The sequence below is a fragment of the Rhodococcus sp. IEGM 27 genome, from assembly GCF_033142305.1.
In the GTDB taxonomy this organism is placed as follows: Bacteria; Actinomycetota; Actinomycetes; order Mycobacteriales; family Mycobacteriaceae; genus Rhodococcus_F; species Rhodococcus_F oxybenzonivorans.
Genome location: NZ_JAWLSG010000001.1, coordinates 844464 through 857594 on the forward strand (window position 1 = coordinate 844464; position 13131 = coordinate 857594).

Annotated in this window: 15 protein-coding genes and 4 tRNA genes; 6 read left to right on the forward strand and 13 right to left on the reverse strand. The window is 64.4% G+C overall.

All coding sequences use genetic code 11. The features are described from left to right. Position 1: 1 nt before the first annotated feature. From R4P95_RS03940 to R4P95_RS03960, 5 genes are read right to left on the reverse strand one after another with little or no spacing between them, the layout of a single operon-like run. On the reverse strand, positions 2-1036 hold the full coding sequence (locus R4P95_RS03940) for a phosphotransferase family protein (protein ID WP_317743648.1): 1035 nt from the start codon (positions 1034-1036) through the stop codon (positions 2-4). Beyond that, positions 1029-1811 (reverse strand): SDR family oxidoreductase, encoded by a 783-nt coding sequence (locus R4P95_RS03945; protein ID WP_317743649.1) that lies wholly within the window; start codon positions 1809-1811, stop codon positions 1029-1031. Before R4P95_RS03945 ends, R4P95_RS03940 begins: the two co-directional genes overlap by 8 nt. 1 nt (position 1812) lies before the next feature. Next, positions 1813-3066 carry an acyl-CoA dehydrogenase family protein gene (locus tag R4P95_RS03950; RefSeq protein WP_317743651.1) on the reverse strand — a complete coding sequence of 418 codons (1254 nt, stop codon included), beginning with the start codon at positions 3064-3066 and terminating at the stop codon, positions 1813-1815. Then, positions 3044-3859, reverse strand: coding sequence for an enoyl-CoA hydratase-related protein (locus R4P95_RS03955; protein WP_317743652.1), 816 nt, complete (start codon positions 3857-3859; stop codon positions 3044-3046). The genes R4P95_RS03950 and R4P95_RS03955 overlap by 23 nt, the downstream gene beginning before the upstream one ends. Beyond that, the gene (locus R4P95_RS03960) at positions 3856-4674 is read right to left on the reverse strand and encodes an SDR family oxidoreductase (RefSeq protein ID WP_317743653.1); all 819 of its coding nucleotides are present in this window, start codon (positions 4672-4674) and stop codon (positions 3856-3858) included. Before R4P95_RS03960 ends, R4P95_RS03955 begins: the two co-directional genes overlap by 4 nt. Positions 4675-4969: 295 nt before the next feature. Here R4P95_RS03960 and R4P95_RS33505 point away from each other — a divergent pair, with 295 nt between their 5' ends. Beyond that, positions 4970-5191, forward strand: coding sequence for an acyl-CoA dehydrogenase family protein (locus R4P95_RS33505; protein WP_397517662.1), 222 nt, complete (start codon positions 4970-4972; stop codon positions 5189-5191). Between the two features lie 8 nt (positions 5192-5199). Here R4P95_RS33505 and R4P95_RS03970 read toward each other — a convergent pair whose 3' ends face one another. After that, positions 5200-5853 carry a TetR family transcriptional regulator gene (locus R4P95_RS03970; RefSeq protein WP_159919768.1) on the reverse strand — a complete coding sequence of 218 codons (654 nt, stop codon included), beginning with the start codon at positions 5851-5853 and terminating at the stop codon, positions 5200-5202. An 800-nt stretch (positions 5854-6653) separates the two neighbouring features. Here R4P95_RS03970 and R4P95_RS03980 point away from each other — a divergent pair. Both R4P95_RS03980 and R4P95_RS03985 read left to right on the forward strand, forming a co-directional pair. Further along, positions 6654-6845, forward strand: a complete 192-nt coding sequence (locus R4P95_RS03980) for a hypothetical protein (RefSeq protein WP_317743654.1) — start codon at positions 6654-6656, stop codon at positions 6843-6845. Further along, positions 6838-7113: a hypothetical protein gene (locus R4P95_RS03985; protein WP_317743655.1), complete on the forward strand. Its 276-nt coding sequence runs from the start codon at positions 6838-6840 to the stop codon at positions 7111-7113. Before R4P95_RS03980 ends, R4P95_RS03985 begins: the two co-directional genes overlap by 8 nt. A 440-nt stretch (positions 7114-7553) precedes the next feature. Here R4P95_RS03985 and R4P95_RS03990 read toward each other — a convergent pair whose 3' ends face one another. The 5 genes from R4P95_RS03990 to R4P95_RS04010 all read right to left on the reverse strand — a co-directional run bounded on the left by R4P95_RS03990 (position 7554) and on the right by R4P95_RS04010 (position 9586). Further along, positions 7554-8153, reverse strand: a complete 600-nt coding sequence (locus tag R4P95_RS03990) for a TetR/AcrR family transcriptional regulator (RefSeq protein WP_317743656.1) — start codon at positions 8151-8153, stop codon at positions 7554-7556. A 281-nt stretch (positions 8154-8434) separates the two neighbouring features. Beyond that, a tRNA-Phe gene (locus tag R4P95_RS03995) sits at positions 8435-8508 on the reverse strand. A 66-nt stretch (positions 8509-8574) separates the two neighbouring features. Further along, positions 8575-8648, reverse strand: a tRNA-Asp gene (locus R4P95_RS04000). A gap of 110 nt (positions 8649-8758) precedes the next feature. Beyond that, positions 8759-8831 (reverse strand) — tRNA-Glu (locus R4P95_RS04005). Positions 8832-8929: 98 nt separating this feature from the next. Next, positions 8930-9586: a TetR family transcriptional regulator gene (locus tag R4P95_RS04010; protein WP_317743657.1), complete on the reverse strand. Its 657-nt coding sequence runs from the start codon at positions 9584-9586 to the stop codon at positions 8930-8932. 317 nt (positions 9587-9903) lie between these two features. Between R4P95_RS04010 and R4P95_RS04015 the strand changes: the two genes are divergently transcribed. Beyond that, positions 9904-9979, forward strand: a tRNA-Lys gene (locus tag R4P95_RS04015). Positions 9980-10028: 49 nt separating this feature from the next. On the opposite strand, the gene R4P95_RS04020 is transcribed toward R4P95_RS04015, so the two are convergent. Further along, the gene (locus R4P95_RS04020; protein ID WP_317743942.1) at positions 10029-10613 is read right to left on the reverse strand and encodes a TetR/AcrR family transcriptional regulator; all 585 of its coding nucleotides are present in this window, start codon (positions 10611-10613) and stop codon (positions 10029-10031) included. Between the two features lie 128 nt (positions 10614-10741). Here R4P95_RS04020 and R4P95_RS04025 point away from each other — a divergent pair, with 128 nt between their 5' ends. Beyond that, on the forward strand, positions 10742-11215 hold the full coding sequence (locus R4P95_RS04025; RefSeq protein WP_317743658.1) for a DUF4334 domain-containing protein: 474 nt from the start codon (positions 10742-10744) through the stop codon (positions 11213-11215). 48 nt (positions 11216-11263) lie between these two features. After that, positions 11264-12352 (forward strand): NAD(P)-dependent alcohol dehydrogenase, encoded by a 1089-nt coding sequence (locus R4P95_RS04030; protein WP_317743659.1) that lies wholly within the window; start codon positions 11264-11266, stop codon positions 12350-12352. A gap of 10 nt (positions 12353-12362) precedes the next feature. On the opposite strand, the gene R4P95_RS04035 is transcribed toward R4P95_RS04030, so the two are convergent. Beyond that, a complete protein-coding gene (locus R4P95_RS04035; RefSeq protein WP_213573465.1) occupies positions 12363-12950 on the reverse strand; it encodes a hypothetical protein in 588 nt (195 codons plus the stop codon). Positions 12951-13131 lie beyond the last annotated feature (181 nt).

Sequence of the window (13131 nt, forward strand, 5' to 3'; positions counted from 1 at the left end):
GTCAGATTCCGGCTCGGGTTGCTATGTCGCACGCCTTTTCCACGAGCGCGTCGATACGCTCCACCGTCGGCGTTCCTGCTGGTGCTTTGTTCTGCGGTTCGTCTCGCGCCCGGCGCATGACACCCTCGGCGATGACCGCGACCTTCCACAGACCCAGAACATGCCAGAATCCGAGCGCCTCCGGGTCGCGCCCCGTCTCTTCGAAATACACCTGGGCGATCCCGGCTCGGTCGGGAAAGCCGACGAGGGTCGAAGCCGGGAATTCACCACCGAACGTCTCGCCGGGCTCCGGCCAGTAGGCGAGCAGACTGCCGAGATCGGCGAGTGGATCGCCCAGGGTGCACAATTCCCAGTCAAGTGCCGCGGTGACGTCGCCGGTGTCAGTGGACGTGATGACGTTGCGGAGATGAAAGTCCCCGTGCACCAATGTCAGCTCGTGTTGTTCGGGCACCGACTCGACGAGCCGACGCGTCAGATCGTCGAGGGCGGCCAACTCGCGGGTCTTCGATTGCTCCCATTGTCCCGCCCACCGTCTGAGTTGACGCTGCGCATACGACTTGTGGCTGGCCAGATCGATCAGTCCGGTCTGCTCGAGGTCGACCGCATGAATCTTCGCAAGGGTGCGGGGCAGGGATAGGCCGATCGCCCGCCTCCGCTCGGGTACCAACGCCTGCGCGACCGACATCCGGTCGACCACCTGCCCCTCGACGAACTCCATGAGCAGCAGCGGCACGTCGGTGACCGCCGGGTCTTCGGTGAAGCCGTACACCCGCGGGGTCGGCACCGCGGTCTCCTCCAGTGCGGAGAGTATTCGGGCCTCACGAGCCACGTCGTGTGCCGACGCGAGAAGGTGCCCCAGCGGTGGGCGCCGCAGCACCCACCGTCCACCGACGCTGTCGCGAACGAGGTAGGTGAGGTTCGACTGTCCGAGACCGATCCGGTCGAAGGTCAGTGTGCCCGTGTAATCGACGCCGATGGTGTGCAACCATCGGGCCACGGCGACGGTGTCGATTCCGACGATACCCACGCTAGACACCGAGCTGGACCCCCTGCCGGAAGGGAAGAACGTCACCGAGCACCTGCCCGCCGTCGATGACCAGAGTTTCGCCGGTGATCCAGCCGGCGGCGTCGGAGACGAGGAACGCGACCGCCGAGGCGACGTCTTCGGGTTCACCGATGCGTCCGAGGGCTGTGGACGCGGACACCGCCTGCTCGTGTTCCTTCCACAACGCTTCGGCGAGCTTGGTCCGCACCACACCGGGAGCGACTGCATTGACCCGCACCTTCGGTGAAAGTTCCAGAGCCAGTTGCTTCGTGAGGTGAATGAGCGCCGCCTTCGACGCGTTGTACACGCCGATGTTCGCCTCGAACGCCATCCCGCCGACGGAGGCGGTGTTGACGACGGCGCCGCCGTGCTCACCCATCCATGCCTTCGTGGCCAGCCCCGTCCAGAGCACCGGCGCCCACAGATTGACGTCGAAGGTTTTCGCGAAGCGGGCATGGTCCTGATCGATCACCGGCCCAAACGCCGGGTTGGTGCCCGCGTTGTTGACGAGGATGTCCACGCTGCCGAATCGCTCGAGCGTCAGATCGATACACCGCCGGGCGGCGTCTTCGTCGACGGCATGGGCAGCGACGCCGATCGCGGTTCCTCCGACCGTTGCTGCAGCGGCGTCCGCCGAGTCCTGCGAACGAGAGGTGAGCACCACGTTGCCGCCTGCGGCCGCGATGGCCTCAGCCACCGCGAGGCCGATCCCGCGGGACGCGCCGGTGACGATGGCGGTGCGCCCGGTGAGGTCGAGTCCGGTCATCTCAGCTCACCGCAACCTTGTGTCCGTTGGTCGAGGGCGCGGGCGCGCCATCCCGGTACCGCCGTAGTTCCTGGGTGGCGATGGACCGCTTGTGTACTTCGTCGGGGCCGTCCGCCAGTCGCAGTGTGCGCAGGTGCGCCCAGGCCATGGCAAGCGGGAAGTCGTCGGTCACCCCGGCACCGCCGTGTACTTGAATCGCCCGATCTACGATCCTCAGCGCAATGTTCGGTGCCGCCACCTTGATCGCCGCGATCTCCGTGCGCGCCTCCTTGTTCCCGACGGTGTCCATCAAGTAGGCCGCCTTCAGCGTGAGCAACCGGATCATCTCGATCTCGATCCGGGCCTCGGCGATCCAGTCCTGAATATTGGCGTTGTCGCTGACCGGTTTCCCGAACGTCACCCGCGACGACGCCCGCCGGCACATCAGCTCGAGCGCCCGCTCGGCCATCCCGATCGCCCGCATGCAATGGTGGATCCGTCCCGGCCCCAGTCGCGCCTGGGAGATCGCGAAACCCTCGCCCTCACCCTTGAGCACATCCTTGGCCGGAACCCGAACGTCGGCGAAGTCGATTTCCGCGTGCCCTTCCCGGTCCTGGTATCCGAACACCGGCAAGCCTCGCATCACGGTGACACCAGGCGCATCGATGGGGACGACCATCATCGACTGCTGCCGGTGCGGCGCCGCCGACGGATCGGTCTTGCCCATCACGATGAGCACCTTGCAGTTGCGATGCAAGGCGTTGGAGGCGAACCACTTCCGGCCGTTGAGCACATACTCGTCGCCGTCGCGGACCATCGAGAGTTCGACATTGGTGGCGTCGGAACTCGCCACCGCCGGCTCGGTCATCGCGAATGCCGAGGCCATCGTCCCGGCGAGCAGCGGCTCGAGGTACTTCTCCTTGTGCTCGTCGGTTCCGAAGAGTTCGAGCACTTCCATGTTTCCGGTGTCGGGTGCGTTGCAGTTGCACGCCTCCGAGGCGATGTGGCTGCGGCCCATGATCTCCGCCAACGGTGCATACTCGAGGTTCGTCAGCCCCGGCCCGGAGTCGGGATGCGGGTGGAAGAGGTTCCACAACCCACGGCTACGTGCCTCCGCCTTCAACTCCTCGAGGATCGGCGGCTGGAAATGCGGATCGCCCGATTCGCGCATCTGCTCTTCGTACACCGCCTCCGCGGGATACACGTGGGAGTCCATGAACTCCAGTAGATCGGCCTGGTACTTCTTCGCGCGGTCAGAGATGTCGAACAGGGACACGGGAACTCCTTGTAGGTAGGGAGGGAAATGTGGGTGTGCGCTTGTCGAGGTGGCTCTGTACACCCTCAACGAGGTCTTCGCCTCGGAAGGAGTCGAACATCAGACCTTCTGCGCGGGACACGGAGTCGGCGTAGGTGCCGTCCGCATCGGCCTGTAGTTGTCGTTTGATTACGGCCATCGAGGTCGGTGAGCACTGCGTGGCCAGCTGCTGTGCGTACGACACCGCCGCGGCGAGCACGTTTCCGTCGGCGATCAGGTGATCGACGAGTCCGATCCGAAGCGCTTCCTCTGCGTCGACCATCCGACTCGACAGCAGCAGATCCGCCGCGCGGCTTCCTCCGACCAACCGTGACAGCAGCCAGGAGATGCCGTATTCGGCGATCAGCCCACGCTGAGCGAAGGCGGTGGTGAAACGCGCAGCCCGTGAAGCAAACCGGACATCGCAATAGAGCGCCTCGACCATGCCGAGCCCTGCCGCGACGCCGTTGACCGCACCGATCAGCGGCTTGCGGAGCTGCAGCGACACGTCACGCGGCCGACGTTTCAGCAGGTCGGTGGCATCACCCACCGTCTGCAGATCCGTCAGGTCGGCACCGGCACAGAACCCGCGGCCTGCCCCCGTCACGACGACAGCACGCACGTCCGGGTCGTCTTCGGCGGCGTCGAGCAGGTCGAAATAGCGGTCCTCGAGTTCGTTCGTCCAGGCGTTGAGTTTCGACGGCCGGTTGAACGTCAGAACCAGCACCTGTCCGCGGCGCTCGGCGAGCACCAGGTCCTCGTGCGCACCCGTCATGCGTGTTCCAGCAGCGAGCTCTGGTAGCGGCGCATCCCGCGCAGCCAGCGGTCGTAGTCGGAACTCTTCTGCCGGTACATGGTGAGGACTCTCTCGTGGGGCAAGATCAGGAACGTTTCGCGATCGACGGCGTCCAGCACAATGTCGGCGACCTCCGCCGGCTGGAGCACGTCCCCCGCAGAGATCACGGCCCGGGTGGCCGCAACACCAAGCGGATTCCCCGAGTCTTCACCCGAGCGCATCAACTTCGTCTCCACTCCCATCGGACAGAGACAGCTCACCCGGATTCCTCGGTCTCCGTATGTCACCGACAGCCATTCGGCGAACGCGACAGCCGCGTGCTTGGTGACTGCATAGGTGGCGGAGCCGATCTGGGTGAGTAAGCCCGCTGCAGACGCCGTCGTGACGAAGTAACCCTCGCCGCGCTCGATCCACGTGGGCACCAACTGCTGGGCGGCGCGGATGTGGGCGCGGATATTGACATCGAAGGCCCGATCCCAGTCGGCGTCGTCGGCGTCGAGGCCCGGCGCTCCCCCGATGCCGGCGTTGGCGAAGTAGAGGTCGACCGGACCCAAGTCGGTCTCGGCCCGCTCGATGACGCGCCGAATCTGCTCGGAATCTGCGATATCTGCACCTTCCGCGAGAGCCGATCCGGGGTGCCGTTCATTGATGCGGTCCGCGACCGCGGCGGCTGCATCCGGGTCCAGATCGGCCACCAGCACCTTGGCACCCCGTTCGGCGAGACATTCGGCGATCGCTCCGCCGATCCCGTTTCCACCGCCGGTCACGATGGCGACTCTCCGTGCAACCTTCACGAGGCTTCCTCTCCTTCGCCGTGCGTTGTGACTCGCATCGCTTTTTGTATAGTCGAATCTGGCGTCAAGTTCAAGTCCAATGCCCGCAGTATTGCGTCGATAGTTATCGTTCTCTATCGTACGGCGAGTGGCGATGACGGAAGGGACGGCGTCTCGGAAGTCAGCAAGCACCGCCAAGGCTCCTGTGCATTTCGCGCTGCGAGCGCGGACACTGCGAGGCGGTCTACATCACCGGTCGCCCGGGCCGAGCAGGTCATTCCGGGATTTGGTACGCGAGTTCCTCAACCGTCATCTGGTGCCCAACGAGGAGAAATTCATCGAGCAGCGCTACATCGATCGCGAGATCTGGCTCGAGGCCGGCGCCGACGGCTACCTAGGCTTGGAGATCCCCAAACAGTATGGCGGCAGCGCCGCTGGTGACTACCGGTTCAATGCCCGAGCTTCGCGCGTGTGCAGCGGTGCCTGCAGGGCGTCGCCGAGGTGCACATCCGTCAGCGACGGTCGTTGTCGGGAGTAGCCCGACCTTCAGCCGCCCAGTCTCCGGAACACGAGGCGGACAGCAAGAGTGAGGTGCGACATGACCTCGTCCACCGAGATGCGGCCAGCCACCCACGACACCAGGCTCGACATCCAGACGTCACCGATCACGCGTATCGCGTTCAACTGGTCGTCCGAGATCTTCTCGACACCGATGGTTTTGGCGAACATCTCCGTCATCAGCGCGCCGAAGGCATCGAGTTCAGCCGATGCCGACGCGTCGGCGAACATGAACGCCCGAACCAGCGCCTCGTATCGCGGTCGGTCCTTCTCCAGCACTTCCGTGTTCTTGCGGAGAACGAACAGAATCCGTTCGGACGGCGTGTCGCCGGGAATCACGACGTCCTCGAAGCGGGCGCGCATTCCCTCGAATACCATGAGGAGCCCCATGACGAGCATGTGGTTCTTCGAGGGAAAATACCGATACACCGTGCCGAGGGCGACGCCGGCCCGATCTGCGATCGCCCGCATCTGCACGGCGTCGTAACCACCCTCGGAAGCGAGTTCCATGGCCGCCGCGACGATGCGCTGATAACGCTCCCGCTGCGGCGCCTTCGCCGCCCGTGAGGGGAGTTGGCCGTGCCGCAGCAATGACAACAGCCCGTCGCGGCCCGCAGTCAACGGCTCTTCAGCAGTGCTCATGGGGTCAGCCTAGCGAGTCACCTGTGGCGTCGGCGGTCGCGGCTGCGCGGAACGCGGCTGTCCACCGCGCTCTACGACACGATCAAAGCGCGCCGATTGCGGGGCCCGTATTCACCGTTCGGCGGCGTCTACACGTCCCCGAAGGTCACAGCACACCGAGGATGTCGTCGACCCGCTGCTTCGCATCACCGAACTGCATCCGGCTGTTGTCGCGGACGGAGAGGGGTTCTGCACCCCGGCGTAGCCGGCGGCCATCGAACACATGAACACGATGACACCCTCGACAACGACCGGGTCGCTGGACCATTGCTCCTGCTATATGCTCAACGACCCGCGACAATCAGTCGGCTCACCATCGACGACATCGACATCACCGACGGCACAGTCGAACTCCGCCTCGGGCGTGAGTCCATAACGCGCCCCGAGCCGCTCTCGACACTCCTCCGAGACCTGGTCACCGTCCGGCGTGGTCGCACAGCCCTCGGCGAACAGGGAACATCCCCTGGCTGTTCCCAGAAGGACAACCCGGCCGCCCAGGAAGCGCCGACAGACTCGGCGCACGCCTGCGCCTAATCGGACTCCGCCCCGCCACAGCCTGATCTACCGTCCCGTTCCAGGACGCCACCGAACTACCCGCCGCCGTCCTGGCCCGCATGCTCGACATCCACATCACCGTCGCAGTCCAATGGCAACAAGCCTCTGCCGGCGACTGGACCAACTACGCCGATGACGTCAGCCGGAGACCAGAAAACCGATGAACACAGGTGTGTCGGACAATTTCGATATCTGACTGTGCCGTTATGCACGACAGCACCATCCGCACCGAGTTCGAACACCACCGCCAAACCCGCGTCGACGTTGAGGGCCGCCGGCTCGGCTTCGACCCGACCGCGGACTGCCGACGCCGAGTGGATCAAACACCGCCTGGTTTCTCGGCCTTCAACGCCTTCGAGGCTCGTAACACGGTCAGCGCCACGCAGATCGGTGAGTGACGAGCGAAGCCGGATGATGGCGTTGGCGGAGCGGTGGTATCGCTTCGGTGGCGGGAATCCCGAAGACATCATGGTGGAATTCGGAATCACCGAAGCGGTGTTCTTCGCCCGCCTACGACAGCTCCTCGCGTGTTCACCGGAGTTGATGAGCCACCCCATCAGTCAAGCCATTGACGATGTCGCGGCCGGCCGCCTCTCCGCCATCGGCAGCGGTCACTCGCAGGGCGCGCAACCGATAGATAGGAGGCCTGAAGCGAAGTCGGCGTGACTCGTTGAACCGGCAATGCCAAACTTCGACACGGTCATCGACAGTGAATTTCGCGCTGTCGAGCTGTGACCTGCGCCTGAGGACGAACCAGCTCGGAGATCCCCCACCACGGTGGACTCCGGGCTGGTTCGACGCCTCGATCGGTCTCGCACCGGGATCGCTCGGTTGGCAGCACAGGCTCGACCGTCACACGCCCGGCAGACCGAATCGCCAGTCGGAGCAGCGACAGGACAGTGGGCACGACCGGCGGTTTCGCACTGGCGATCTCCAACTCAGCGAGCTGCGCGAGCAACAGCCGGCGGCCGATCGGTCCAAATCCGGAACGGTTGGCCGCGGCCAGTCGACACTGCCGCCTGCCAGCTTCTACGGTCGCCGAATAGCCGAAGGCGTCAGGCAGCGGAGTTGGCGTCAGAAATATTCTATGGCTGCACAGCTTCCTGCTACGTCTCGGCAGCGTCGCGCGGGCGACCAGCCAAGGCGCTGTCGATCAGGATTTCAGCCGCCGAACGGGCGTGCATTGCGCCTGATAAATCCTGGAACAGGACGGCGGATGCGCTGGCGCCGTCGAGTAACAGCGTCAACTGAATAGCCAGTCCTGCCGGATCGGACACGCCGAGCTCCGCCGCGAGTTCGGCGAACCCCTGTCGACCGGCATCCTTGTATCGACGCGCTATTCGAGTGATCTCGTGATCCGGCGACGCCATCTCCACCGTCGCGTTGAGGAACGGGCAGCCCCGGAAATCTGCCTCCTCGAGTCCCTCACGAAGAATGTCGAAGGTGACAAGAATCGCCTCCCGCGGCGATTTCGCGCGCCGCTCGACTTCACCGCCGACCTCGTCGCGAAGGCGCTCGCCCCGACGTTCCAGATATGCCGCCGCCAGCCCGTCCTTCGAGCCGAAGTGGCGGTAAAGAGTCATAATCGGCGTATGCGCCTCTTCAAGGATGCGATTGATCCCGACGGCGCGAATGCCTTCCTTGAAGAACAAATCGTCCGCGGCAGCCAACAGGCGATCACGCGGGGACACGGTTTTGGCTGACATAGTCCAAGTATAGCGAGCGCTATCTAACACCTAAACGGTGCGCATGCGCGACCGGTCGGTGGATCCTGTGCGATTTCTTGCATCGTCGACCGAGCGGATGGTCCGGTCGAGCGATGGGGACTTACGCCGATGCGTGCGCTGGATATGGGTGGATCTGCGGGTGCGGGGCGCGGTGGTCACCGCGGCGGCACATTCGTCAGTGGCCCCATAAGAGCTGACCCCACGTGTCCCGAATGAGAGCTGGATCAGCAAGAACGTTCCTGACCCGCAGAAACAGTGTGTGGCCAGGGCCGGGATCGAACCGGCGACCTTCCGCTTTTCAGGCGGACGCTCGTACCAACTGAGCTACCTGGCCGGACGGCACCCGAACCGAATGCCTATCGCATTGCGTATCCGATACCGGGTATCGGATACGCATCTGCGACCCTGACGGGACTCGAACCCGCGACCTCCGCCGTGACAGGGCGGCGCGCTAACCAACTGCGCCACAGGGCCTTGCTTGTCCTGCTGTGCTTCACAAGTGAAGCGATACTGCATGTCACTTTTACTGCTGTCCCACTTTTACTGCTGTCGAACCATACCGCATGCTCGACACCGGTCAAACGTACCCCCTACGGGATTCGAACCCGCGCTACCGCCTTGAAAGGGCGGCGTCCTAGGCCGCTAGACGAAGGGGGCCCGTCGGATTTCTCCGAACCAGTACCTCAACGGCGTTCCGTTGGGAGCTTGGATAGCTTAGGACACAGATCGAGAAAATCCCAAATCGCCAGGTCAAACTATAATTCGGGCAGATCTGACCGACATTCGGGCCACCCCTGCCTGGCAAACTTCTCGAGCCATTGCTCGGATGCCATCGCAGCGAGGACCACCTCGAGCGATTCCTCGAATAGGTCGGCCAGGTCGCCCCTCAGCTCCGTCAGATCCGCCATGTACCTCTGACCGGCCAACGAGGCCGCCAGCACCCGGGTGAACTTCTCCGTGTCGACACCCTCCCGCAGCAGCCCTTCTTTCTGCGCGCGCAGGGCGAACTGGCGAGCGGTGGCGCCCCACACCTGCGAACCACCGGATTGCACGTCCGCGTAGAACTCGGGCTCGATAATGAGCCGGAATTCGGCCTGCACGATCACATTGGTGCGGAACAGCTCGGCCAGATCGACGACGAGGCAGTGCAGTGCCTCGAAGGGGTCCAGGTCGTTGCGACGCGTCCAGCGTTCCGTCAGGGCGGTGAACTGCTCGACCCCAGCCTGCAGAACCGCTCGGGCGAGTTCTTCCTTGGACTGGAAGTGGAAGTACATCGCCCCCTTGGTGGCGTTCGAGCCCTCGAGAATCGTGTTCACCGACGCAGCGGCGTAACCGCGCTTGGCGAATTCGATCGCGGCCGACTCCACCAGTGCAGCGCGAGTACGTCGCGCACGCTCCTGTTGACGTGCCATGGCGGTAGATCCCTCTCCGGCTGTTCCGGGCTCCGACGTCCAGGACGCGAAGTCTCACATAACAGTATGCCCGTTTTGAAAAAACCGACACAACAGTCTGTCCGCCATGAAAACTACCGCGCGAGCCGACCCAAGGATTTTTATGGGGCGCTAAACAGACCTCTGCCAAAAACACACCGAGTGGTATAATTTGGGTCGGCTCGGGTGCGCTGCAGGGGGTGCGCACCCGAGCCCATCCGTCGGTTCGAGACAGGTGACGGCGTGTCGGGGGGGCCAGTTCTCATCCCGGCCGTCCGCGCACTAGACTCTGGCTCCGCGCCCCTATAGCTCAGTTGGTAGAGCTACGGACTTTTAATCCGCAGGTCGTAGGTTCGAGCCCTACTGGGGGCACCACCACTCCCCTTACTCGGCGCCTTCGCCGGGTAAGGGGTCAGCGGCCCGTTCAGGGCCCGGTACCCGGCACCGCGATCAGTCGCCGCGCAGCCTCGACAGCCGTCTGTCTTCGTTCGGCAGCGCCGCGCTGGCCCGATCTTCCGCCGTGAAACGCGAGACGTGTCGCCGCCAGCGTGCGCGCGATGTCGGTGATTACCAGCAGCAACTCAGCGGGGTTCCAAGACGGGTCGATGAACCCCGCCTCCTGGCCGCGACGAATCTCGGCGATCTTGGGCCGCAATGCGCGGATCCGCATGTCGTTCTCGTCGTCCAGCTCGCCCATCTCCAGATCGGCCCATTCCTGCAGTCTCGCGTTCTCGGGATGAGCCAGATAGTTGTCGAACAGTCGACCGACGTACCCGGGCAGGTCGTCTCCGCGCAGCGCGGTCACTTCGGTCGTTTCGACAATCCATTGGTGCGAGACCGCGTCGAAGAGCGCTTCCTTGCTGTCGAAGTAGGCGTACAACCGATCCTTGCTCGCCCGGGCTGCCGCCGCGATGCGATTGATCCGGGCCCCGGCCACTCCGTGGCGAGCGAACTCCTCCTTCGCCGCAGCGAGAATCCGTTCCCTCGTGGCTTCACCGGCTGAACGCATACGGATCATCCTAAGTTGACCGTTGCCGAACCATTTGGTTCGGCGTAGGGTTCCGTCTCGGCGAACCAAATGGTTCGCGAACATCACGCCGAGCGCAGACTCCACGCACTCTCTCCGGAGGACTCTCCATGGACATCGATGAGGCACGCAGCACCTTCAGCACACTCCGCCGGCTCGAGAGCGGCGTATCCCCCGACGACCTCGACGCAGCGTGGGCAGCGCTCGACCCGGTGCGCGCCGAGGAGATCCTCGGGCAGTGGAAGGGCGACGACTTCGCCACCGGACATCGCCTGCACGAGAAACTTACCGCGAGCCGTTGGCACGGAAAGACGTTCAATTCGCTCGAAGACGCGAAACCCTTGATCTGCCGCGACGCGGACGGAAACCTCTTCTCCGACATCGCGAGCGGAAACGGGGAGGCAAGCCTGTGGAACATCGAGTTCCGGGGTGAGGTGACCGCGACCATGGTCTACGACGGCGCGCCCATCTTCGATCACTTCAAACGGGTCGACGACACAACCTTGATGGGCATCATGAACGGCAAGTCCGCACTCGTCCTCGATGGTGGCCGGCACTACTACTTCGTGCTCGAAAGAGACTGACCCGGTGACGAATCGACGAATCGCCCCCTCGACACCGAGGACGCCCCCATGCAGATGAAGGCCGCACTCACCCGTGGCCCGCAGTCGTCTTTCTCGCTCGAAACGGTCGAGCTCGATCGTGCGCGTCCCGACGAGGTGGTCGTGCGCATCGTTGCCACCGGGCTGTGCCACACCGACCTCTTCGCCAAGTCGACGCTTCCCGCCGCGATGGGGCCGGCCGTCTTCGGGCACGAGGGCGCCGGAGTGGTTGAGGAGGTGGGCGCACTGGTGAAGGACATTTCACCAGGTGACCACGTGGTGCTCAGCTATCGGCACTGCGGCGCCTGCCGGCAATGCCGCGGCGGGCATCCCGCCTATTGCGAACGCGCCCAACAGCTCAACAGTTCGGGACGCCGCCCGGACGGATCGACGACGATCACCCAGAACGGTGGAGAGGTGCGGGCCGCCTTCTTCGGCCAGTCCAGCTTCGCCGAGTACGTGGTGGCGACGGCGGACAACGTGGTCGTGGTGGACAAGTCCGTGGATCTCACCCTTGCGGCGCCCTTCGGATGCGGTTTCCAGACAGGGGCGGGCGCAGTTCTGAATGTGCTTGCTCCGGATGACGACTCGACCGTGGTGGTCTTCGGCGCCGGAAGCGTCGGATTCGCAGCCCTTCTCGCTGCCCGCGCGAGCGGAGTTGCGACGCTGTGCGCCGTAGATACCGTTCCCGCGCGACGCGCACTCGCCGAGGAATTCGGTGCCATGGCCCTCGATCCGGCCACCCAGGACGTCGTCGCCGAGATTCGGGCACTGACCGGCGGCGGTGCCACCCATACGCTCGATACGACGGGAATTCCGACAGTGATCGGCCAGGCCGTCTCGGCACTGCGGGAAAGGGGCACGGCCGTCGTGGTGGGACTCGGCGCACCGGAGGTGATGGTGAACATCCAGGACCTGATGCGCAAGGGCAAGACTCTGCGAGGGTGCATCGAAGGTGACTCGTCGGTGCAGACCTTCATTCCGCGGCTCCTCGCCCTGCACGCGGAAGGGAAGTTCCCGGTCGACCGGCTCGTCACCCGATACCCGTTCACAGACATCGATCGCGCCGTGGCCGATCAGACCTCCGGCATCATCGTCAAACCGGTACTGGTGTGGTGATCGGCAACCCTCAGGGTGCGGACGGCGCCTCGCCGGGTCCAGTCGCCGAGCCCTTCGAATCTGCATCGGCACGGAGCTCGGCCAGATCCTCGCCGCGCTTGCGATAGGTGTAGGTGAGGCCGATAACGCCGAGGAAGACGACGACGCCGATGATCGCGCCCGCCAGAGACGCTCCACGGAACCCGGGCGCGTCCACATCCATGATCCGTTCGCCCGCATGTGCCGCGCTGTTTCCGCCGAGCACCACGCTGAGAGTCAGGAGAGTGGGCAACGCGACGATCACGGCGACCACCAGCATGATTACCTGCACCGGCTTGAATCGGCGCCGGCGGAACAATCGCCACGCTCCGCGGAACAGCAGGAGTGGAATGAGAGTGCACAGGAATCCGAACAACAAGCCCCAGAGAATACCGGCACCGAAGCTGCCGTCGGCCAGCCCACCGACGTTCTGCGCCCACGCCCGCGGAAGGTAGGCCGCCAGAATGAAATAGGCGATGACCAGGACTACGACGACCGCAGCGACAGCGATAGCCTTCTTCGCCCAGGCGGGCAAGCCCGGCTTCGCTGGTGTGGTGGAACCGCTGATGTCTGCCGTCATCGTTCGTCCCCCTGCGTCGGCACAGTTGCCATGACCCGATTGTTGGCTGTGCCGGGGTCCAGCGCAACCACGTGCGCCGACGTCGTGACGAAGCCTGTTGTTTCGTGGAGAAGCTGCACGGCGTGTCGGGATTCACATCACGGCACGACACACCGAAGAAATCGGACACGGAACGGTCAAC

Coding starts and splice junctions, on each gene's coding strand:
- R4P95_RS04010 (WP_317743657.1), bottom strand. CDS start 9,586: ATGGCACGTCAACAGGAGCGTGCGCGACGTACTCGCGCTGCACTGGTG.
- R4P95_RS04025 (WP_317743658.1), top strand. CDS start 10,742: ATGGACATCGATGAGGCACGCAGCACCTTCAGCACACTCCGCCGGCTC.
- R4P95_RS04035 (WP_213573465.1), bottom strand. CDS start 12,950: ATGACGGCAGACATCAGCGGTTCCACCACACCAGCGAAGCCGGGCTTG.
- R4P95_RS03955 (WP_317743652.1), bottom strand. CDS start 3,859: ATGACGGGTGCGCACGAGGACCTGGTGCTCGCCGAGCGCCGCGGACAG.
- R4P95_RS04020 (WP_317743942.1), bottom strand. CDS start 10,613: ATGCGTTCAGCCGGTGAAGCCACGAGGGAACGGATTCTCGCTGCGGCG.
- R4P95_RS03990 (WP_317743656.1), bottom strand. CDS start 8,153: ATGTCAGCCAAAACCGTGTCCCCGCGTGATCGCCTGTTGGCTGCCGCG.
- R4P95_RS03970 (WP_159919768.1), bottom strand. CDS start 5,853: ATGAGCACTGCTGAAGAGCCGTTGACTGCGGGCCGCGACGGGCTGTTG.
- R4P95_RS03945 (WP_317743649.1), bottom strand. CDS start 1,811: ATGACCGGACTCGACCTCACCGGGCGCACCGCCATCGTCACCGGCGCG.
- R4P95_RS03980 (WP_317743654.1), top strand. CDS start 6,654: ATGCACGACAGCACCATCCGCACCGAGTTCGAACACCACCGCCAAACC.
- R4P95_RS04030 (WP_317743659.1), top strand. CDS start 11,264: ATGCAGATGAAGGCCGCACTCACCCGTGGCCCGCAGTCGTCTTTCTCG.